The sequence below is a fragment of the Anaerolineae bacterium genome (genome assembly GCA_014360855.1).
Classification (GTDB): Bacteria; Chloroflexota; Anaerolineae; order JACIWP01; family JACIWP01; genus JACIWP01.
In genome coordinates this window covers 1-22,080 of the sequence record JACIWP010000012.1, presented here as the reverse complement: position 1 = coordinate 22,080, position 22,080 = coordinate 1, and the positions used below count along the sequence as shown (strand labels likewise).

The 22,080-nt window shown below is 64.6% G+C and carries 19 protein-coding genes; 12 read left to right on the top strand and 7 right to left on the bottom strand.

All coding sequences use genetic code 11. The annotated features are described in order from the left end of the window. The 11 genes from nuoF to H5T60_01365 form a co-directional block, all read left to right on the top strand. Positions 1–1,093 (top strand): NADH-quinone oxidoreductase subunit NuoF (gene nuoF / locus H5T60_01415; GenBank protein ID MBC7241088.1); only part of this gene is annotated, 1,093 nt, incomplete at its 5' end. A 51-nt stretch (positions 1,094–1,144) separates the two neighbouring features. Next, a complete protein-coding gene (gene nuoG / locus H5T60_01410) occupies positions 1,145–3,316 on the top strand; it encodes an NADH-quinone oxidoreductase subunit NuoG (GenBank protein MBC7241087.1) in 2,172 nt (723 codons plus the stop codon). 36 nt (positions 3,317–3,352) lie between these two features. Further along, on the top strand, positions 3,353–4,357 hold the full coding sequence (gene nuoH / locus H5T60_01405) for an NADH-quinone oxidoreductase subunit NuoH (GenBank protein ID MBC7241086.1): 1,005 nt from the start codon (positions 3,353–3,355) through the stop codon (positions 4,355–4,357). A 28-nt stretch (positions 4,358–4,385) separates the two neighbouring features. After that, positions 4,386–4,859, top strand: coding sequence for an NADH-quinone oxidoreductase subunit NuoI (nuoI, locus tag H5T60_01400; protein MBC7241085.1), 474 nt, complete (start codon positions 4,386–4,388; stop codon positions 4,857–4,859). 14 nt (positions 4,860–4,873) lie between these two features. Beyond that, positions 4,874–5,416 (top strand): NADH-quinone oxidoreductase subunit J, encoded by a 543-nt coding sequence (locus H5T60_01395; protein MBC7241084.1) that lies wholly within the window; start codon positions 4,874–4,876, stop codon positions 5,414–5,416. A 16-nt stretch (positions 5,417–5,432) separates the two neighbouring features. Beyond that, positions 5,433–5,735, top strand: a complete 303-nt coding sequence (nuoK, locus tag H5T60_01390) for an NADH-quinone oxidoreductase subunit NuoK (protein ID MBC7241083.1) — start codon at positions 5,433–5,435, stop codon at positions 5,733–5,735. A gap of 51 nt (positions 5,736–5,786) precedes the next feature. Beyond that, a complete protein-coding gene (gene nuoL, locus H5T60_01385) occupies positions 5,787–7,655 on the top strand; it encodes an NADH-quinone oxidoreductase subunit L (protein ID MBC7241082.1) in 1,869 nt (622 codons plus the stop codon). A 24-nt stretch (positions 7,656–7,679) separates the two neighbouring features. After that, positions 7,680–9,200, top strand: coding sequence for an NADH-quinone oxidoreductase subunit M (locus H5T60_01380; protein ID MBC7241081.1), 1,521 nt, complete (start codon positions 7,680–7,682; stop codon positions 9,198–9,200). Between the two features lie 56 nt (positions 9,201–9,256). Then, on the top strand, positions 9,257–10,702 hold the full coding sequence (locus H5T60_01375; GenBank protein MBC7241080.1) for an NADH-quinone oxidoreductase subunit N: 1,446 nt from the start codon (positions 9,257–9,259) through the stop codon (positions 10,700–10,702). Positions 10,703–11,246: 544 nt separating this feature from the next. Beyond that, positions 11,247–16,043 carry a S8 family serine peptidase gene (locus H5T60_01370; protein MBC7241079.1) on the top strand — a complete coding sequence of 1,599 codons (4,797 nt, stop codon included), beginning with the start codon at positions 11,247–11,249 and terminating at the stop codon, positions 16,041–16,043. 162 nt (positions 16,044–16,205) lie between these two features. Then, positions 16,206–16,784 (top strand): PEP-CTERM sorting domain-containing protein, encoded by a 579-nt coding sequence (locus tag H5T60_01365; protein ID MBC7241078.1) that lies wholly within the window; start codon positions 16,206–16,208, stop codon positions 16,782–16,784. A 78-nt stretch (positions 16,785–16,862) separates the two neighbouring features. Here the strand turns inward: H5T60_01365 and H5T60_01360 are convergent, their stop codons facing one another. The 7 genes from H5T60_01360 to H5T60_01330 all read right to left on the bottom strand — a co-directional run bounded on the left by H5T60_01360 (position 16,863) and on the right by H5T60_01330 (position 21,497). Next, positions 16,863–17,558 carry a hypothetical protein gene (locus H5T60_01360; protein MBC7241077.1) on the bottom strand — a complete coding sequence of 232 codons (696 nt, stop codon included), beginning with the start codon at positions 17,556–17,558 and terminating at the stop codon, positions 16,863–16,865. Positions 17,559–17,643: 85 nt separating this feature from the next. Then, complete coding sequence (locus H5T60_01355; protein MBC7241076.1) at positions 17,644–17,910, bottom strand: YggT family protein; 267 nt, start codon at positions 17,908–17,910, stop codon at positions 17,644–17,646. Continuing rightward, positions 17,891–18,736 (bottom strand): pyrroline-5-carboxylate reductase, encoded by an 846-nt coding sequence (locus tag H5T60_01350; GenBank protein ID MBC7241075.1) that lies wholly within the window; start codon positions 18,734–18,736, stop codon positions 17,891–17,893. The genes H5T60_01355 and H5T60_01350 overlap by 20 nt, the downstream gene beginning before the upstream one ends. A gap of 215 nt (positions 18,737–18,951) precedes the next feature. Further along, the gene (locus H5T60_01345) at positions 18,952–19,392 is read right to left on the bottom strand and encodes a DsrE/DsrF/DrsH-like family protein (GenBank protein ID MBC7241074.1); all 441 of its coding nucleotides are present in this window, start codon (positions 19,390–19,392) and stop codon (positions 18,952–18,954) included. A gap of 39 nt (positions 19,393–19,431) precedes the next feature. Then, the gene (locus H5T60_01340) at positions 19,432–19,653 is read right to left on the bottom strand and encodes a sulfurtransferase TusA family protein (protein MBC7241073.1); all 222 of its coding nucleotides are present in this window, start codon (positions 19,651–19,653) and stop codon (positions 19,432–19,434) included. Between the two features lie 28 nt (positions 19,654–19,681). Beyond that, the gene (locus tag H5T60_01335; GenBank protein MBC7241072.1) at positions 19,682–20,317 is read right to left on the bottom strand and encodes an iron-sulfur cluster assembly scaffold protein; all 636 of its coding nucleotides are present in this window, start codon (positions 20,315–20,317) and stop codon (positions 19,682–19,684) included. 16 nt (positions 20,318–20,333) lie between these two features. Further along, positions 20,334–21,497 carry a cysteine desulfurase gene (locus H5T60_01330; GenBank protein MBC7241071.1) on the bottom strand — a complete coding sequence of 388 codons (1,164 nt, stop codon included), beginning with the start codon at positions 21,495–21,497 and terminating at the stop codon, positions 20,334–20,336. Between the two features lie 298 nt (positions 21,498–21,795). Here H5T60_01330 and H5T60_01325 point away from each other — a divergent pair. After that, positions 21,796–22,080 (top strand): hypothetical protein (locus tag H5T60_01325; GenBank protein ID MBC7241070.1); only part of this gene is annotated, 285 nt, incomplete at its 3' end.

The following is a 22,080-nucleotide window of genomic DNA, read 5'->3' as shown; positions in this document are numbered from 1 at the left end:
CTTCCCAGCCGGCGTCAAATGGAGCTTCCTGCCGGCGGATGTCTTCCCGCGCTACCTGGTGTGCAACGCCGATGAGGGCGAGCCGGGCACCTTCAAAGACCGTGTGCTCATCGAACATGATCCGCACGGCCTCATCGAGGGCATTATCATCTCCTCGTACGCCTGCCAGGCCGAGCACGCCTTCATCTACATCCGCGGGGAATACGCCTTCGGCGCGCGCCGGCTTCAGCAGGCCATCGAGGAGGCCTACGCCCACGGCTATCTGGGCAAGAATATCCTGGGGAGCGGATACAACCTGGAACTGACCCTCCATAAGGGCGCCGGCGCCTACGTATGCGGCGAGGAAACCGCCCTGCTCACCTCGCTGGAGGGCGACCGCGGCCATCCCAAGCTGAAGCCCCCCTTCCCTGCCCAGAGCGGCCTGTACCGCAAGCCCACTATCATCAACAACGTGGAGACCCTCTTCAACGTGCCCTTCATCGTGGAGCGAGGGGCGGAGTGGTACCGCTCCTTCGGGACGGAGCGCAGTCCGGGCATCAAGCTGTTCTGCATCAGCGGGCATGTGGAGCGGCCGGGTGTGTACGAACTGCCGCTGGGGACCCCCCTGCGCACGCTGATCTACGAGTACGCCGGCGGTCCCCTGGGCGGGCAGGCCATCAAGGCCATTATCCCCGGCGGTTCGTCCACACCGATGCTGCCGGCGGACAAGATAGACGTGCCGCTGGATTACGAATCGGTGGCCGCCGCCGGCTCCATGCTCGGTTCCGGCGCCGTCATCGTTATCGGCGAGCGCACCTGCATCGTCTCCGTGACCGAGCGCCTGGCGGAGTTCTACCGCCACGAGTCGTGCGGGAAGTGCATCCCCTGCCGGGAGGGGACGGATTGGATGTACCAGATCCTGCACCGCATTGAGCACGGCCGGGGGAGAGAAGAGGACCTGGACCTCTTGCTGGACATCTGCGACAACATCGCCGGCAAGAGCTTTTGTCCGCTGGGCGATGCCGCGTTGGGGCCGGTGCGCTCCAGCATCGGCCTGTTCCGCGAGGAGTACCTGGAACATATCCGCCTGGGCCGCTGTCCCATGCGCGCCTGAAGGCGAAGCAGTGATCATGTCGACGCGAGAACGCTGGGGCGGGGTAGAGCAGTGACGAACGAAAACACGCTGCTGGACAATATGGTGACGCTGGTCATTGACGGCAAAGAGGTGGCGGTGCCGGCGCACAGCACGGTGCTGGATGCGGCGCGCCGGCTGGGCATACCTATCCCCACGCTGTGCCATTATGCCAAGCTCATTCCGGTGGGCGCCTGCCGCATGTGCCTGGTGGAAGTGGAGAAAATGCGCGGCCTGCAGACCGCCTGCACCACGGAGGTGCGCCCGGGCATGGTCGTGCGCACGGACACGCCGGAAATCCGCAAGGCGCGTGCCGCGAACCTGGAATTCCTGCTCACCAATCACCCGCTGGACTGTCCGGTGTGCGACAAGGGCGGGGAATGCGAACTGCAGGATCAGACCTTCATCTACGGTCCGGGGAAGAGCCGCTTCATCGAGGAAAAGCGCCACAAGGCCAAGGCGCGCATCCTTGGCCCGTATGTGATCATGGATCAGGAGCGCTGTGTGCTCTGCCGGCGCTGTATCCGCTTCCTCGAGGAGTGGACGGATGATGTGCAGTTGGGATTGTTCGAGCGCGGCCGGCTGACCTACGTGGATACCTTCAACGGCGAACCGCTGGACACCCCCTTCTCAGGCAACATCGTCCATATCTGCCCGGTGGGGGCATTGACCAGCCGCGTCTTCCGCTTTTCCGCACGGAGCTGGGAGCTGAAACACACCCCCTCCGTGTGCGTGAACTGCGCCGTCGGCTGTAATATCTCCCTGCACACCAAGTACAACCGCCTGAAGCGCATCGTCTCCCGCGAGCATCCCGATGTCAACGACGAATGGCTGTGCGATCGCGGTCAGTTCGATCACCGCGCCGCGGACAGCGCCCTGCGGGTCACCCAGCCCCTGGTGCGCAGGGATGGGGAGCTGAAGCCGGCGTCATGGGAAGAGGCGCTGGCGCGCACCGCGGAGGCACTGCGGGATACCGTAAGGCAGTATGGGCCGGCTGGGGTGGCCTGCGTGGGTTCCGCCCTGCACAGCAACGAGGCCAACTACTTGCTCCAGCGGCTGGCGCGCGGCGCGCTGGGCACCAATCAGCTCGATATGGCGGCGGAAGTGCCGGCGCGGGCGCGGCTTCTGCCCACTACCCGCAAGCTCGAACAGTCCGACCTGGTGCTGATCGCCGGCCTGGACCTGCTGGACACCGCGCCCCTGCTGGAGTTGTTCGCCCGGCACGCTGGCGTGATGGGATGCACCCGCTTCATCATCGTAGGCACGGAGCGCTCGCATCTGGCGCGCTTCGGCCGCTGGCTAAATTGCCGGCCGGGCACGGAAGTGGCCGTCATCAACGGCCTGGTGCACGCCATACTGCGGAGCGGTCGGGCGCGCACGGCGGCCGGCCTGGAACAGTTGCAGGCCTGGATGGAACCCTATACCTCCGCGGCGGTGGCGCATGCGGCCGGCGTGCCCGAAGCCGAACTGCTGGAAGCGGCCGAGGCGCTGGCGCAGGCACAGCGTCCGACCATCCTTTACGGCGGAGCACGTGCCGGCGATGCCGTACTGCGCGGCGCGCTGGGCAACCTGGCGCTGATCTGCGGGGCAGATGGGCCGGCCCTGGCGCCGGCGCAGGCCAATGCCATCGGCGCGCTGGATATGGGCGTCTCCCCCGCCTTCCTGCCCGGCTTCCAGTCCTATACCGATACCCACGCCTTGGATCGCTATCAACAACTCTGGGGGCGCCGGGTGCCGGCGGAGGCCGGCCAGGGCCTGCAGGCATGGCGGGAGCAGAGACTGCCGGCGGCCCTGGTGCTGGGGGCGGTGCCAGCCGGCCTGCGGGCGGAATTCCTGGCAGTCATCACCTCCTGGAAGGCGGAGGTGCCGGCGGATGTGGATGTAGTCCTGCCGGCCTGTGCGTTCACCGAAACCGACGGCACTTTCACCAATCTGACCGGTCGGGTGCAGTGGGCGCGTGCCGCTCTGCGCCCCATGGGCGAGAGCCGGCCGGCCTGGTGGATCCTGACCCAGTTGGGAGCCCGGCTGGGGGAAACCGGGTACTGGAACTTCTCCTCGGCGGAGGAGGTCTTTGCCGAGATCGCCCGCTGTGTGCCGGGCTATGAGGACCTTTCCTATGCGGTGTTGGGAGAGGCCGGCGCCCTGCGCAAGCTCGAACCTGAGCGTCTGACGGTCTATGAGGCCCATATCAGCCTGGCCGGCTGATTCTGGGCCGTGCATTGGGGAGAACAGGGGAAACCTATGGATTGGATTGATGCCCTGCTGATTCCTGCCATCAAAAGCCTGGTGGTGATTGTCGCCCTGCTCCTGGCGTTCGCCTACATGACGTATGTGGAGCGCAAGCTGGTGGGACGGTTCGTGCGGCGCTACGGTCCCAACCGCGCCGGCCCCTTTGGCTTGCTCCAGCCCATCGCCGACGCCTTCAAGGCCATCTTCAAGGAGGAGGTCATCCCCTCCGAAGTGGACAAGTGGCTGTACGTCATTTGTCCAGGCATCGCGGTGGCCGGCTCCCTCATCGCCTTCGGCGTGATACCGGTGGGCGACAGCTTCATGGCCTGGGAGCGCAAGATCACCATGGTGATCGGCGATGTGAACGTCGGGGTGCTGTATGTGGTGGCCGTGGCCGGCCTGGGTCTGTACGGCATTTTCCTGGGCGGCTGGTCCTCCAACAACAACTTCTCCCTGCTGGGCGCCCTGCGCAGTACCGCCCAGGTCATCACCTATGAGCTTCCCATGGGGCTGGCGCTGGCCAGCATCGCCGCCATCACCGGCTCCCTGCGCTTCGCCGACATCATCGCCGCTCAGCAGACCCTGCCGCTCATTGTCCTCCAGCCGGTGGGCTTCCTGATCTACTTCATCAGCGGCATGGCGGAGATCAACCGCTCTCCCTTCGATATGCCCGAGACGGAGAACGAGCTGGTCTCCGGGTACTCGACCGAATACGGCGGCATTAAATTCGCCATTTACTTCATGGCGGAATACATTAATATGATTGTGATGAGCATCCTGGTGGCCACGCTGTTCCTGGGCGGGTGGCAGGGGCCGTTCGCCCATCTCAGCCCGCTCCTGCAACTGGTGTGGCTGGGCGTGAAGGCCGCCGTGGTGCTCTTTGTGTTCATCTGGGTGCGCGCCAGTATCCCCCGCGTGCGCTACGACAAGTGGATGAAGTTCGGCTGGAAGTTCCTGTTGCCGCTGGGGTTGGCCAACCTGGTGGTGACGGCGGTCGTGGTGGCGCTGGTGGCCTGAGCGATTTTCCCTGCAGGGGTGGATGTGCATGTCAGCACTGGTGAACGCTGTCAAGGGTTTGATCCAACATTTGCGGGCGATGGGCATCACCCTCCGGTATCTGTTCATGAAGCCGGTGACGGTGCAGTATCCCGAACAGCCGCCGGAGATATACCCGCGTTTTCGCGGCCGGCATGAGCTACAGCGCTATGAGAACGGGCTGGAGAGATGCGTGGCTTGCGGCCTATGCGCGGCGGTGTGCCCTTCCGGCGCCATATACGTGGAGGCGGCGGAGAACGATCCGGAGCATCCCGTCTCGCTGGGCGAGCGGTATGCCAAGCGCTATGAGATCAACATGACGCGCTGTATCTTCTGCGGCTACTGCGAGGAGGCCTGTCCGAAGGGCGCCATCGTCATGGGACACGAGTTTGCCCTGGCGGATTTCGGCCGGCATGAACTAGTCTACTCCAAGGAGCAGTTGCTGGAGCCGGCCCACCCGCATGTCATCGTCAAGCAGGTGTGATGGGGATACCACATATGACCGCAACCCCCTTGGAAACCGTGTTGTTCATCATCTTCGGTGCCGTTGCCATTGCCGGCGCGCTCAGCGTCATCCTGGCGCGGCAGGTGGTCTACAGCGCCCTGGGCATGTTGGTGAACTTCGTGGCGCTGGCGGCCATGTACATCATGCTGAGCGCGGAGTTCCTAGGCATTGCCCAGTTGATCGTCTATGCCGGCGCCATTGTGGTGCTCTTCCTGTTCGCGCTGATGCTGGTGGGGGGCCGACGGCCGGCGGAGCAGGGGCGGCTGTCCCCCGGCTTTGCGGCGGCCGGCGGAGCGCTGGCCCTGATCTTCCTGGCCGAGGTCGCCTACCTGGTGGCGCGCATGACAGAGGTTGCCGGCGCCCGCGGCACGGTGACACCCGAGACCATCGCCCAGACCGGCCATATCCAGCTCCTGGGCGCCACACTCCTGTTGGAATACATACTGCCCTTCGAGCTGGCTTCCGTGCTCCTGCTGGTGGGCATAGTGGGCGCGGTAGTGCTGGCGCGGGCACGCCGGCGGTCCCAGGAAGAATAGCACGGGAGGGAAAAGCGTGGATGCCATCCGCTATCTGCTGATATTGAGCGCGGTGCTGTTTACCATTGGGGCGGCCGGCGTCCTCCTGCGGCGCAACGCCCTGGTCATCTTCATGTGCATCGAAATCATGCTCAACGCCGTCAACCTCACCTTTATCGCCCTTTCCCGCCAGTTGCAGTCGCTGGACGGCCAGATCTTCGTCTTCATGGTGATGGCGGTGGCGGCGGCTGAGGTGGCCATCGGCCTGGGCATTATCGTCTCTATCTTCCGCCACAGGGCCACTACCGATGTGGACGATGTTTCCCTGTTGAAGGGTTGATGGAAGAAAGGCCCCGGCGGCCGCCTTCCACGGACGTTTGAGGAGGACTGGATGGTTGCGTATGCATGGTTGATGCTGTTGTTCCCCCTGCTGGGCGTGCTGGTGAACGCCTTTTTCGGCCGGCGCATAGGCAAGCGGGCCGTGAGCTGGGTGGCCTGCTCCGCCATCGGCCTGTCGTTCCTGGTGGCCCTGGGGGTGCTCGTGGGCGTCGCCGGCACCAAAGGGATCGAACAACCGCTGTTCACCTGGATCCGCGCCGGCAACTTCCGCGTGGAGTTCAGCCTTCTGCTGGACCCGCTGTCCGCCCTGATGGCGGCGGTGGTCACAGGCGTCAGCTTTCTCATCCATATCTATTCCGTGGGCTACATGGCCGAGGATCCCCGCTACGCCCGCTACTTCACCTATTTGAACCTGTTCGTCTTCGCCATGCTCATCCTGGTGCTGGCGAACAATTATCTGATGATGTACGTGGGCTGGGAGGGGGTTGGCCTGTGCTCGTACCTGCTGATCGGCTTCTGGTTTGAGCGGAAGTCGGCGGCGGATGCCGGCAAAAAAGCCTTCATCGTCAACCGGGTGGGCGACGTGGGGTTTGCCCTGGGCATCATGCTCATCTTCGCCACGTTCGGCTCCCTGCAGTTCAGCGAGGTGTTCCGGCGAGCGCCGGGCGTGCTGGGGCCGGCAGTCGTGACGGCCATCACCCTCCTGCTGTTCATGGGCGCCACGGGCAAGTCGGCGCAGATCCCGCTCTACATCTGGTTGCCGGACGCCATGGAAGGCCCGACGCCGGTCTCGGCCCTCATCCATGCGGCGACCATGGTGACCGCCGGCGTGTATATGGTGGCGCGCAATCATGTGCTGTTCGACATGGCGCCGGCCACCATGGCAGTGGTGGCCTCCATCGGCGCGGCGACGGCCTTCTTCGCCGCCACCATGGCGCTGGTGGACAAGGACCTGAAGCGCATCCTGGCCTATTCCACCATCAGCCAGTTGGGCTACATGTTCCTGGCGGTGGGGGTCGGGGCATATAGCGCCGGCATGTTCCACTTGACGACCCATGCCTTCTTCAAAGCGCTCTTGTTCCTGGCCGCCGGCAGTGTGATGCATGCCCTGGCCGGCGAGATCAACATCATGAAGCTGGGCGGTCTGCGGGAGAAGCTCCCCACGACGTATGCGGTGTTCGCGGTGGGCGCGGCGGCGCTGGCCGGCGTCCCCCTGTTCTCCGGCTTCTTCAGCAAGGACGAGATCCTGTGGCGCGCCTTCCTGCGCTCGCCGGTGCTGTGGCTGGTGGGCCTGGTGACCGCTCTGCTGACCGCCGTGTACATTTTCCGGGCACTGTTCGTGACCTTCTGGGGGAAAACCCGGGCGGAGAAGAAGCTGTGGGAGCATGCCCATGAGGCGCCGGCGGTGATGTCCGTCCCCATGCTCATCCTGGCGGTGCTGGCGGTGGTCGGCGGCTATATCGGCCTGCCGCGGCTCTCACTGGTGGAGGGCTATTTGGAACCGGTACTGCCGGCCGAGCACATCGCCGAAGCCGGCGCGTTGGAATGGGTGCTGTTGGCCGTGTCGGCGGTAGTGGCGTTGGGCGGCATTGCCCTGGCCTATTACCTCTACGTGGTGCGGCCGGAGGTGCCGGCCCGGCTGAGCCGGCAGTACGCCCCGCTGTACACCCTGTTGAGCCGCAAGTACTACGTGGATGAGTTCTATATGACGGCAGTGGTGGAGCCACTGCGGCGGGTGGGACGCTTCATCGCCGAGCTGTTCGATCCGCAGGTGATCGATGGGGCGGTCAACGGGCTGGCGCGGCTGGCCGGCGTGTGCGGAGAGGGACTGGGCACGCTCCAGACCGGCCGGGTGCGTTCGTACGCCCTGAGCATCCTGGTGGGCGTGGTCATCATCCTGGGATATTTCCTGCTGCGGTAATTGGTGCGAGGGAGTAAGGGCCTGATGAATTCTGCGGGTTTTCCCTTATTGAGCCTGATCGTGTTCCTGCCGCTGGCCGGCGCACTGCTGGTGCTGGTGTGGGATAAGCGGGCGCATGCGAGCATCCGAGCGGTATCCTTGGGGATTACGCTGGCAGTGCTGGCGCTGACGCTGGCGGCCGTGGCGCTGTTCCGGCCGGCGGAGGCCGGCATGCAGTTGGTAGAGCACCTCCCCTGGATACCGGCGCTGGGCATTTCTTACCGCTTGGGGGTGGATGGCTTCTCGCTGTTCCTGCTTCCCCTCACAGCACTGCTCTTTGTCATCGCCGTGCTGGCATCGTGGAAGCCGGTGGGGAGCGATGAGGCGAGCCGCTCCGCCGTGCAGGGCTATTTCTTCTGGCTGTTACTGCTGGAGACCGGGGTGCTGGGCATCTTCCTGGCGCTGGACCTGGTGCTCTTCTACGTGTTCTGGGAGGCCATGCTGATCCCCATGTATTTCCTCATCGGCAGATGGGGTGGGGAGCGGCGGGCCTACGCCACGATGAAGTTCTTCATCTACACTATGGCCGGCAGTGCCCTGATGCTGGTCGCCATCCTAACCCTGGGCTACTTCGCCTATCAAGGCACAGGGGCCTGGACCTTTGACTGGCAGGCCCTGCGCGAGATGGCGCTGCCCTGGCCGGCGCCGCTCTGGCTGTTCGCCATGTTCGGGCTGGCCTTTGCAGTGAAGGTGCCGGTATTCCCCTTCCACACCTGGCTGCCGGATGCCTACGGTGAAGCGCCGACGCCGGTGACGGTTCTGCTGGCCGGCGTGCTCTCCAAGATGGGCATTTACGGCTTCGTGCGCTTTGGCCTCCAGCTCTTCCCGGAGGGACTGCGCACGGCCGCGCCCTGGCTGGCCGTCCTGGCCATCATCGGCATCCTCTACGCCTCCCTGTCGGCGCTGATGCAGAAGGATGCGAAGCGGGTGGTCGCATACTCCAGCGTGGCCCATTTATCGCTGGTGGTGCTGGGCGTGGTGGTGGCGAACGCGCAGTCGCTGGCCGGCGTGGTCATGCAGATGGTCAGCCACGGCATTTACGTGGCGGCGCTGTTCCTGATCGTGGGGATGCTGGAGGAGCGCCGCGGCACCCGGTTGATCGCCGAGTTCGGCGGCCTGTGGAAGCCGGCGCCGCTTCTGGGCGTATGCTTCCTGATCGCCATGCTGGGCGCGGTGGGGCTTCCCGGCCTCAACGGCTTCGTGGGCGAGTTCCTGCTCCTCGTCGGCCTGTTCCAGTCGGTGCGCGCCTATGCCGTGTTGGGTGCGCTGGGCATGATCCTGGGCGCCTGGTATATGCTGTGGACCTTTCAGCGCATCATGCAGGGGCCGGCGGAGGGACGCAACGCCGCTGTGCCGGATATGCGCGGCATGGACCTGCTGGTCATGGTGCCCCTGCTGGTGCTCATTATTATCCTGGGAGTATTCCCGAACCTGATCCTGGGGCCGGCCGGCGCGACCATCAATGCCCTGGTGGGGCAGGCGGCCGCTGTGGCCTGGCTCCCTTGATGGGGCGGCGGATCCTGGGCCGGCATTTCGTTGAAGCTAGTTTTTGAGGAGAGGAAATGAACATCGCGGATGTACAGGTGGTGAGCATTCTGCCCCAGACGATCATGCTGGCGGCCGCGCTGGCCGTCTTCCTGGCGGACCTGGTATGGAAGGACCGGAAGGGCATCGGACTGCTGGCGCTGGCCGGCGCCTTGGCCGCCTTTGCCGCCGCGGCCGGCATGCTGGCCGGCCCGGGCGCGCCGACCTTCCAGCATATGGCCACAGCCGACCGTTTTGCCCTGGTGATCAGCCTGGTGGTGAGCGCGGCGGCAGTGCTGGCCTTGCTCATCTCCCTGGACTATGTCGTGCGTGTGGAACTGCCGGCCGGCGAGTACTACGGTCTGCTCCTGCTGGCGGCCAGCGGGATGATGTTCCTGGGCGCGGCGACCCATCTGATGACCTTGTTCCTCTCGCTGGAAATCCTCTCCATCGCGCTCTATGCCCTGGCCGGCATCCGCACGACCGATATCCGCTCCGGCGAGGCGGCGATGAAGTACTTCCTGCTGGGGGCGTTCGCCTCGGCCTTCCTCCTGTACGGCATGGCCTTGCTGTACGGCGCGACGGGGAGCACATCCCTGGCCGGCATCGCCGCGGCGGTCCCGCAGAAGTCCGCCGACCCGATGCTGATCGGCGGCCTGGCGCTCATGCTGGTCGGCTTCGCCTTTAAGGTCGCGGCGGTGCCGTTCCATATGTGGACGCCCGACGTCTATCAGGGCGCGCCATCCTCGGTGACCGCCTTTATGTCGGTCGGGGCGAAGGCCGCCGGCTTCGCCGCGCTGGTGCGGGTGCTGGTGACGGTCTTCCCGGCCCTATATGCCTGGTGGGTCTGGCCGATGGGAATCCTGGCAGTGCTGACCATGACCTGGGGCAACCTGGCGGCGCTGGCGCAGGGGAATGTGAAGCGCATGCTGGCCTATTCCAGCATCGCCCATGCCGGCTATATCCTGGTGGGCGTGGCGGCCGGCGAGGCCGGCGTCAGCGGCGTGCTCTTTTACCTGATGGCCTATGCGCTGATGAACATCGGCGCCTTCGCGGTGCTGATCGCGCTGGAGCGCGCCGAGGCGGATGCCGCCGGCGTGGAGCTGGCGCGCATGAGCGGCCTGTTCCACCGCCAGCCGTGGCTGGCGGCCGCCATGACCGTGTTCATGTTTTCCCTGGCAGGGGTGCCGCCCCTGGCCGGCTTTTTCGGCAAGCTGTACGTCTTCAGCGCCGCGGTGCGGAGCGGCCTGATGGTGTTGGCCATCATCGGCGTCATCAACAGCGTCATCTCGGCCTATTACTACCTGCGGGTGGTGGCGCGTATGGCGCTGGCCGTGCCGGCGGAAGAGGTGGAGCCGGCGCGCTGTCTGGGCCTGTCCATCGGCACGGGCATCGCCGCCCTGGGCACCGTCCTGTTGGGATTATATCCCACCTGGCTGTTCAACCTGGTGCAGGGCACGCTGGCTGTGCTGTTCGGCGGGTAAGTCCCTATCCTTGCACGCCCATTCTCGGGGTTTCAGCTTTCTCCTCGCCAAAATTGACGTTGACTTTTCCCGCGAATATGGTTATAATAACATTTGAAAACGTATCTTTCCTCATACGCTGTCCTGCAACGGAAGTGCAGTCTTGCCGTCCCGCTTGAGTTCGGGAGGTGGGATTCTCGACCACACTGCGGTAGCTGGTTAACCGTTGATGAGCAGATACCGGACCCATTTTGTGCCTTTTTCGCCCTTCTGAGGGCGCGATGTGCTTCCGAATCCAGCAGCCCAATCACAAGCTGAGGAGCCGATGCTGGTCCCTTATGTTTCCCGTAACCTGGAAAGGAGGTGATGTGGAGAGCTGAAACGCGTCCGCTGTCTGTTCCCCTGAATCTCTGCATTGTTCATGCATGAAAGGAGCAGGAACGACATGAGACGAAGTGTATGGCGATGGCTATGTATCCTGGCGCTGTTCGCACTGTTGATCCCTCTTTCCGCTGTTCCCTCGGCGGCAGGGCCGGCATCCGCGCCAACAGCGTCCGATGGCGCAGTGAGCGCGGTCAGCGCCTCGGACGCCGGCATGGCCAAGGTGCATCCCAAACTGCGGGCCCGACTGGCCACTGCCGCGGCCGATGAGGAGTTCCACATCATCCTGCGGGTCAAGAACGGCGTGGATATCACCCGCTATCTGCGCGAGCCCCTGATCCGCCCCTTCTCCGACGATGGCTTCACCACCGTGTACGGCTACGTCAAGGCCGGCGTGCTCCCCAAGCTGGCCAACAACCCGGCGGTGAACGTCATCCTCCCCTTTGAGCCAGTAGTGGAGCCGCCGATCTATCGCGACCCGGATGCGCCGGCCAAGCCGCTGGGGCGCGAGGCGGTGCAGGCCAAACTGGCGGAGATCGCCGCCGGCAAGACCAAGGCCAAACCCGAGGGCAGTGACGTGGGCGCGGCCGGCTGGCACGACATCCTGGACAACCACAAGTCCAAGGCCGCCTGGGAGAAGGGATTCACCGGCGAGGGCATCCGCGTGGCCGTGGTGGACTCCGGCATCGACTTCGCCCACCCGGACCTGATGGGCACCTGGGCGGTACAGCCCTTCGGCGACTACGAAGGCTGGCCCATCATGATTGACACCTATTCCCTCCTCCTCAAGGCCTACGACTATTACCTGGGCTATGACTTCGTCGCCAGCGGCATGACCTGGTACGTGGATACCACCACGACCATCACCGAGGCGGACCCCACTTATCAGCCCATCGGCGCCTCCGAGCCGCACACCTATACCCTGACCGGCACCAGCCTGAGCGGGGTCTACCGTATCGGCTCTCATCCCGATGATTCCCTGCGCCAGTGGTGGTGGGGGGAGCGCGTCGCCGTCCTGCTGGTGGACGAGCATGAGCCGGGCGTCTACGACACGGTGTACGTGGACCTGGACGATGACTACGACTTCACCAACGAGAAGCCGTGCACCAAGGAAGACCCGGTCTCGTATCGGGACCTGGACGGCGATGGCTTTGCGGATGTCTCCGGCGGCCTGATCTACTGGATCGCCGACGGCGAGCATACCGTGCCCTTCGGCTGGCTGTGGGGCTTCGAGCCGGATCCCGCCGGCAGTCTGGTGGCCTTCTTCCTGAACGATCCCCTTATGGGCGGCGGCGATCACGGCACTCTGTGCGCTTCAGCGGTGGCCGGCCAGGGCGTGGTTGACGGCGGCGCGCCGCCGTACAAGCCGGCCGGCGACGGCACCCCATTCACCGGCATGGTGGTGGGCGGCGGCCGCGATGTGGCGCTGGTCGGCGCCGGTGACTTCTACACCTACGGCGACGCGACCTACGACATGTATCTGTGCATGGTGTACGGCCTGGATGGGAGCGTGCGCACCGGCGACGAGGTCCACATCGCCAGCAATAGCTGGGGGAACTCCGCCACAGACAACGACGGCTGGGATTACGAATCCCGCATGATGTCCACCCGCCAGCGCCTGTACAACCCCAACATGAGCATCCTGGTCTCCACTGGCAACGGCGCTCCGGGCTACGGCACCATTACCTCGCCGGAGGATGACTCCTTCATCGGCGTCGGCGCCTCCACCCAGATGGGCTCCACCGGCTGGGACTCTGCCACCACCATGGATCAGATCACCTACGGCGATGTCACGCCGTGGTCCGGCCGCGGCCCGACCGCACAGGGCAACGTGGGCGTGAAGGTGGTGGCCAGCGGCGCCTATGCCTCCGGCGATATCCCGCTCAACGAGTGGGGTGAGGGTTGGACGGCCTGGGAGACCTGGGGCGGCACCAGCCGCGCTGCTCCCATTGCCGCCGGCAACCTGGCCCTGGTGTACGATGCCTTCCTGCAGGCGCATGGCCGGCTGCCGACCTGGGCGGAGGCTCGCGCGATCTTTATGTCCGGCGCCACCTCCACGGAGAATGACGTGGTGGTGCAGGGCGCCGGCCGCGTGAACGCCGATCGCGCCACCGACCTGGCCGGCGGGCTGTACGGCGTCTTCGCCACCCCCGATAACTGGACGGTCGGCGATTACCGCGGCGACATCTTCCCCGGCTTCGCCAAGGTCGTCTTCCCCGGCCAGACCTACACGGGCGAGTTCACCCTGACCAACCCCGGCACTGCTGATGTCCATGCCACCGTCTCGTCCGATACGTTGGTCAAGATCGGCGAGATGAGCTTCGAATGGACATCCTCGCCCATGGATCAGGAGGATGCCTACAACTTCAACCGCCCGAACTACCTCCTGCGCGATCTGAGCGCGGATGTCCCCGAGGGTACCGACCTGATGATCATCCGCATGGCGATGCCGTGGGATGAGTTCGACCCCGAAGGGGATTACAACGCCCAGACCAACCAGATCTGGCGCATGGTGATCTACGACTGGACCGATGTCAATGGGGATGGGGACCTCTGGACCGACCTCAACGGCAACGGCACGGTGAACTGTCCGGGCGGCTGGGGCAGTGCCGGCTGTGAGGTGGACGGCGGCGAGTACATGCGCTTTGCCTACCTGCACAGCACCTCCCCGACCGAGATGGTGACCATCCACAAGCCGCTGGAACGCATGCATGACGGCATCTGGCTGGGTCTCCAGCACAGCCGGCGCAACGCCAGCGTGCCGGTCACCCATCTCAAATTCCGCGTCGAGTTCTACCGCCACATGCCGTGGGATGTGCTGGGCCTCGGCGAAGAGGGTGCCCCCGAGATCGAGGTGCACGTGCCCGCCGGCGGCGAGGCGGCCTTCACCGCCACCGTGCGCATCCCCGCCGATATGCCCGTCGGCTTCTACGAGGGCGCCATCCTGGTCTCCGACCCGGGCGACGGTGCGCATGAGCCGCATGTCACCACCATCCCCGTGGTCTTCAACGTAGCGGCTCCTTCGCCGAACTTCGTCTTCGGCGGCCCGCCGGCCTCGCTCCATCCGTATGACAACGGGCGCATCTTCGGCGCCATGGACCAGGGCTGGCGCGCTGAGACCGGCGATTGGCGCTTCTACTTCTTCGACGTGCCCGATGACCTGCCGGCCGGCACCAACTTCCTGGTGGACACCCGCTGGGACAACGTGCCCACCGACGTGGACACCATCGTGCTCGGCCCTGCACCCGACCAGTTCACCTCCGACCCGGAGGATCGCTGGTACCAGCCGGACTACTACGGCCCGTACACCCTGGACTACACTGGGCGCAGTACCAATACCAACATCGGCGCCGGCACCTGGGTGTTCGACACCGCCACCGGTACCCAGCATGAGATCGTCTCTGCGGAGGGCCGCGCCGGCCTGAACGCGGTGCTCCTGCACACCGTCATCTTCGCCGGCAAGGACGTCAGCGAGTCCATCGCCGGCCAAGTGGGCACCATCCGCGCCCAGCCGTCGCCCATCGAGATCTTCACCACCCAGGCAACGGGAAGCCTGCCCGTCGAGGTCGTCTCCTCCCTGAACCTGGCAGACCTGTCGGTGGACGGCTTTGGCCTGAGCGTGCCGGAGGTATTGACCGAACAGCCCATCAGCCAGGACGATCCGGACGATCCCTGCACCGCCAGCTTCACCCATGATCTGACCATCGAACACGGTGCCCTGCTGGACGTCTGGACGGAGAACACCGCCCACGGCAGTGACATTGACCTCTTTGTCTACTACGACGCCAACCACGACGGTGTCTTCGACTGTCCTGGCGAGCGGGTCGGCTCCTCCACCACGCCCACCGACCAGGAGCGGGTGACCATCAACTTCCCGCCCGACGGCGCGTACCGCATCCAGGTGCACGGCTGGGGCATCTCGGGCGCCAGCGACGTCTTTGACATCACGGTCAACGCCGTCCAGGGACGCGATCTCTCCGTGCCGGCGGCACCCGTCGGACCGTTCCCGGCCGACACCCCCATCTCCTTCGACCTGGCCTGGAACGTGCCGTCCATCGAGCCGGGCATGGAGGCCTACGGCATGGTCCTGCTTGGCCCCTCCGTGGCGCCAGGTGCGGTGGCCATCCCCGTCACCTTCAGGACGCCGGAGACCAGCATGGCCGTTATGCCGGCCAGCGCCCAGTTCCGCGTCAGCGAGACCCAGTCCGTGGACCTGGAGGTCACCGGTGCCGAGAACCTCTATGCCGCCGAAGCGCACCTGACCTTCGATCCTCGCGTGGTGCATGTGAAGTCGATCACCCAGGGCGATCTCCTGCCAGCCGGCAGCAGCACCGCACTGCTGAACTTTGACAACTCCCTGGGCAAGATCGACATCGCCATCACCCTGCTGGCGCCGGCCGCGCCGGTCAGCGGCGATGGCACCCTGGTCACCATCGAGTTCGAGGGCGTGGGCGTCGGCACCTCGGAGGTCGCCTTCACCAGCGCCACCTTCTCCGATGCGGAGGGCCATGCCCAGCCGGTCTGGCTGCACGATGGCGCCTTCACCGTGCTGACGAACCTGGGCACGGTCGCCGGCCGCATCACCCTGCAGGGGCGCAGCGATGCCACCGGCGTGGTGCTGACCATTGACGGCATCACCGCCACGGTCACCGATCCCGCCGGCAACTTCGTCATCACCGATGTGCCCATGGGCACCCGCACCCTCACCGCCTCCTTCGACGGCTACCTGGATGCCGCGGTGCAGGTGGACGTCCTGCCCGAACAGGAGGTCACTGTGCCCACGGGCAAACTGCGCGGTGGTGACGTCAACAACGACGGCATCATCAACGCTCAGGACCTGGCCATCGTCGGAAGCGCCTTCGGGACCACGCCGCCCAGCGACCCGCGGGCAGACCTGAACGGCGACGGCACGGTCAACATCTTCGACCTGGTGCTGGTGGGCGCGAACTTTGGCGCGACCTCACCGACACCTTGGCAGTGAACCCTGTACCGCCCAGGGAGGGGAGGTCTCCCCTCCCTGGGCCTCTCCCCGACCCGAGGGATAGGGGAGTTTGACAGAAATCGGCATATTCGGTACACTGCCGGGTAGGTCTTGGGTATGCACGGCCATGGGAACATCCCGGCGGAAAGGAGAGCGAGAAGCGTGAAACGAATTGGCTTGGCAATGATCATAACGGTTGCGGCGCTGTTGGGGCTGGTGGCCTATGCCTATGCGCAGGCCGGCGCCTCTGTCGTGGTCTCCCCGGCCACGCAAAGCGTGGAGATGGGCCAGCCGGCGCAGGTGGCCATCCGCATCAACAATGTCACGGGCCTGTACGGCGCCGAGGTGCACATCCACTTTGATCCCACCGTGCTCAAAGTGGCCTCGGTGACTTCCGGCGACCTGCTGGACCCGGCCCACAGCAGTGTCATCTCGAATCACGACAACACCGCCGGCACCATTGACTATGCAGTGACCCTGCTGGCGCCGGCGCCGGCCGTCAGTGGTTCCGGCACCCTCTTCACCGTCCGCTTCGACACCCTCAAGGACGGTACCTCGGCCGTGGATATCACCAATGCCATCCTGGTGAACGCCGAGGGCGCACAGATCTCGGCGACGGTGAGCGATGGACAGGTGAGCGTGACCCTGCCGCCGGAGATTCCGGAGGCCGGCACGCTGGCTCTGCTGGCGTCGGGACTGGCCGGCCTGGCCGTCTTCGCCCGACGAAAGTGGGGCAAATAAGCACTTGACAAGCCGCCGAAATCAACAAGGCCAGGGAGGACATTCCCTGGCCTTGTTGTTCTATTGAGGTAAATACGGTCACTCACACAGAACCAGATGGCCGCGGCCGGCGTGGTAGTCGTACTGCTTGCCCTCGTACTCCAGGATGAATTGATAGCCCGGGGTGATGACCTGCGCGTACATCATGCCGGGCTGAGGACAACCCAGGCTGGTGTCCGGCCAGAGGACAGGCTCCGCCTTGATCACCTGGATGCGCGCCGGGCTGACCCCGAGCTTGCCGGCCAGCTCCTGCCGCGCCTGCTCCAGCATGCGCTGACCCTGCTCGTCCAGCGACTTCACGGCCTCTTCTCCTCCCGCCGGCTGAGGTGCGGGTCCCGCCGGCGGCAGTTCTCCGCAGAAGACCACCCGCTTGCCGTAGCCCCGGTACAGATAGCGCTGTTCGCCGCTTTTCAGCACGATCTCCTGGCCCATGACCTGCGCCGGCAGGGTCTTATCCAGCTCGCCGGCGCCCGGACAGCGCAAGTCGTCGGGGGTCAATTCGACGACGGCGGAAGACTCGACGATAATATCCTCTGGCGCAAGCTGAAGGCGCTGAGCCAAATCTGCCACTGCCTCTTGCTGGAATTTCACAGTTTCCTCTATCGTGGGCGTCCCTGTGCCGGCCGGCGCGGTTTCCAACTGTTTCGTGGCCGGCGCCGCCTGCGGCGCGGCACAGCCGGCCAGCACCAGCACTACCGCCAGACCAGCGATCCACCATCGCATCATCTTGCCCATCGGATTCCCTCCTGACTACCAGGTGTTCCCTGGTACACTGCATATATGAGACGCTGGCGGCGGAGAGGAAGTTCCTGCGCCGGCGTCAGAGCACGCTGGCGATGAGAGAGATCAGCAGGTTGCGGAGGAGCTCCAGCAAGATGATGGCGATAATCGGGCTGATGTCCAGCATCCCGATCAGAGGCACCACCCGGCGGATGGGCGACAGGATCGGCTCCGTGATCTGATGCAGGAAGCTGACCACCGGGTGGTCCGGGCGCACATTGAACCACGAGAGGAAGACCCGGGCGATAATGGCCAGGTTGAGCAATTCAAAGAGGATGGAGATGAATCTAATCAGAAAGGTCGCCATTTTGCTTCTCGATCAGCTCCCCCAAGTAGCGTGATTTCTGATAGGCCGCCCAGATAGCCTTGGACAGGACGGTGCGCATGCCGCCCTTCTCAAGCTGGTAGAGCGCCTCGGCGGTGGTGCCGCCGGGCGAGGTGACCGAATTGCGCAGTTCGACGGGGTGCAGGCCGGTCTGCTTGGCAATCTCCACCGAGCCTTCGATGGTCTTGAGCACCAACTGCTGAGCGATGCGTCGGGAGAAGCCCAGGTGCACGCCGGCATCAATCAGGGCCTCCATAAAGAAGAAGACGTAGGCCGGCCCGGTGCCGCTGAGCGCGGTCGCCATGTCCAGATACTCCTCATCCTCCATGAAAATCTCATCACCCAGCGCGCTCAGGATCTGCCGCGCCTGCGCGATCTGCAGTTCCGTAGCCTGGGGGGTGGCGGTCCAGACGGTCATACCCATGCCCACGCGCGCCGGCGTGTTGGGCATGGCGCGCACGACGGCCTGGCGGTTCAGGCCCTGGGAGATAACGCGAATCTTGGCGCCGGCCACAATGGAAAGGATGAGCGCATCCTCGCGCGGCCTGTCGTGCAGTTCCTTCAGCACCTTCGGCAGGACCTGCGGCTTGATGGACAGGACGACGATGTCCGCTTCCCGCACGGCCTCGACGTTGTCCGTGGTGGCCTGGATGCCGTAGCGGGAGCGAAGATACTCGCCGCGCTCAGGGCGCGGCCCGCTGGCGATAATCCGTTCTGGTGCGATGCGGCCCTGGTCGGTCAGGCCCTTGATCATGGCCTCGGCCATGGTGCCACTGCCGACGAACGCCATAATCGAGTTGCGAAACATGTCACATTCCCCCAAACGAGCGCTTCGCCGGCCAGTTTCCCGGCCGGCGGCGAACAACTGTATCTTAATCCAGATCGCTGTTTCTGTCAACTAAAAGAAAGACTTGCGCCGGCAGATCATCGCCCGATGACAGCCTCCCCAGAGGGTGTCGTCATCGGGCGACCCGAAAGTGAAGAGCCGAGGCCCTGAGCGGGCCGGCGGAACTTCCGCATGCGCTAGATAAACAGCGTGATGTCCGAGTCCCGCGCCTCTGCGATATACGTCCCCACCGCGCAGTAATCGTCAATCCATTCGGTATGCAGGTCCTCACGGCGGATGCCCATGATCTCCATCGTCATGTCGCAGGCGAGCACCCGCCCACCCATCTCCTTAAAATCGCGCATCAGGCGCTCCAGCGAGGCGACATTGGCCTTTTTCATGCGCTGTTTGACCATCCATTTGCCCAGGCCCAGGAAGTGCATCTTCGACAGGGGTCCCTTGTCCAGCGCGCCCTTCTTCAGCCGCTGAAGCCCCCAGAAGGTGAAGTAAATCGCCACATCCATGCCCATCGCCAGGGCGCCGTTGCCGATGATCAGCGCGCTGTAGACCTTATCCATATCGCCCGAATGCAGGATGATGGTGGCCTTTTGGGGCCGGCCCTCTTGCTTGTCCGCCATCGTCGTCCCTCCTTGTGCACAGCACATGCCAGCGTACGCTTACCGCTGAATGCGAATGGTCCAGACATCCCCCTCCTCGCGGATATCCAGGATGGTCAGGTTCAGCGCCTGAACCGCCAGGGGAATCTCCTTCTTCGACGAAGGATGGGTGCCGATGACCTCAATAATGTCGCCCGGCGCGGCCTTGCGAAGGGCCTTGCGCGTCTCCACCAGCGGCACCGGGCAGGTCTCTCCCCGACAATCTACCGTGATCACGGCCATGGGCGTCCTCCTTTCCACCTCTCTGCGTTTACCCGACGAATTCGACTTCCACCTGCTGGATATCCCAGAGGGTGCCCAGCTTCTCCATGATTTCCTCGCGGATGTTGTTGGCGAACTGATGGTCCGCCGGCATGTCGATCGTCACCCGCACCACGCCGTTCTCCAGCGTCACGTCTCTGACGATCTTGGTGCGCACAATATCCAGCCCCACCACCGGGTTCATGACGCGCTTCAGCCGGCGGTTGATTTCCTCGAGGGTGGTAGGCACCCTCTCTTTGATAAGCCCCTTCTTCTCCTCATAATTCTGGATCGCCGCCCGCAGGCCGTCAATGGCCAGCACCGAACAGTGCACCTTCACCGGCGGCAGTCCGCCCAGCGCCTCGGCGGCATCCTTCCAGGTCAACTGCTTGGCCTCCTCGATGGTCTTGCCTTTCGCCAGCTCTGTGATAATCGAGCCGGTGGCGATATTGGAGGCACACCCATAGGACTCGAATCGGATATCGGTGATACGGTGCGTCTGTTCGTCCACCTTCAGGTACACCGTCACCATGTCGCCGCACGCAGGGCTCCCTTCGGTAGCCTTGGCGTCAGCGTCCTCCAGCCGGCCCACATTGCGCGGGCGTTTGAAATGCTCCATCACAATCTCGCTGTATGGCAGTGGCATATTCCACCTCCTCGTTCTAGTCTTTGCCCAATGGGCTGATGGCGCGCAGTACCGCGACGATCTCGTTCATCGCCTCCACGACCTTGTCCACCTCTTCCTCCCGGTTGAAGCGCCCCAGGGTGAAGCGCACGGAGCCGTGCGCCCGCTCGTGGTCGCCGCCGATGCCCAGGATAACATGGCTGGCCTCCAAAGAGCGGCTGAAACAGGCGGAGCCGGTGCTGACGGCGATGCCCCGCATGTCCAACTGGAGCAGGATGGATTCCCCCTCGATGAAGCGGAAGGAGATGTTGGCATTGGTAGGAAGCCGCCGGCTCGGATGGCCGTTCAGCCGCGTGTGCGGGATCTGCAGTAAGCGCTCGATGAGGGCATCTCGCATGCGGCGCAGTCGCTCCGTCTCCTCCGGCGTGATCAGCTCGATGGCCTTGGCGAAACCCACCGCGCCCGGGATGTTCTCCACGCCGGCGCGCAGGTTGAACTCCTGAAACCCGCCGTCCATCCACTTCACGATGGGTGTCCCCTTCCGGATGTACAGCCCACCGATGCCCCGCGGGCCGTGAATGGTATGTGCCGAGACCGTGATAAGGTCCACCGGCACCTGGCGCACATCCAGCGGCACCCGGCCAAAGGCGTGGGTGGCGTCCGCGTGGAAGATCACGCCGCGCTCCTTCAGGATGCCGGCGATGGCGGCAACATCCTGCAGGGTCCCGATCTCCTGATTGGCGACCTGGATGGAGGCCAGGATGGTATCCGGCCGGATAAGACTGCGCAGATGGTCCAGGTCCACCAGGCCGTGCTCGTCCACCCGCACATAGCTGACCTCAAAGCCCTGCTTTTCCAGCGCCTTGACGCTTCCCAGCACGGGGAAGTCCTCGATGGGGCTGGTGATGATATGCCGGCCCTTCTTCGGCGCCAGCGCCGCGGCAACACCCTTGATGGCCATGTTGGTGGATTCTGTGTCGCCGGAGGTGAAGATGAACTCCTCCGCGTTGGCACCTAACGCGCCGGCCAGTGTGGCCCGGGCGCTTTCCAGCGCATCGCGGGCTTCAATCCCCAGGGAATAACCGAACTGGGAAGTCGCCACGGCGAAGGTATCGAAGTAATACGGCCGCATGGCCTCCCACACCCGCTCATCCAGGCGGGTTACCGCCGCGTTGTCCATATATATCGTCGTCTCGAACATCATCTTTCCTCCTTCAGCCGGCAGGATGGCTCTTGCGTACGTGATAATTATATACCAAAATCGTAAATTATGCAAGTACTGCAGATTACGCTGTTGGAGCAGACGAGCAAGCGCCATACAGCCAACGCCGGCCCTACATGCAGGTAAATGCGGAGTATAGCCCCCTGCCCCACCCTCCTGATCCGCGCTTGACGCCGGCCGGAAATCTCGCTACAATGGACGTGCCGCCTTTTCCGAGGGCTGTGAATGGCCGGCGCGGTGCCGCCGTCGTGACATCATCAAAGGGACCGGCCGTATTATGGAATCTCGACTCCGTCAGCTCATCAACCAGATTGACCCCACACGCCTGGCACACCTGACCATGGAGCTGGCCCGCATCCCCAGCCCCACACGCCAGACCGAGGCGATTGTGACATGGTACGCGGAGTATGCCCGCGACCGCGGACTGCCGGCGGAGGTGCGCCGCGATGCGCCCGACGGGGCGACCGTGGTCATCTCCCTGCCCAGCGCCGGCGTCGGCCCCACCCTCACCCTGCTCGGGCACCTTGACCATCGGCAGCTGGACCATCCGCCGGCGTACCAG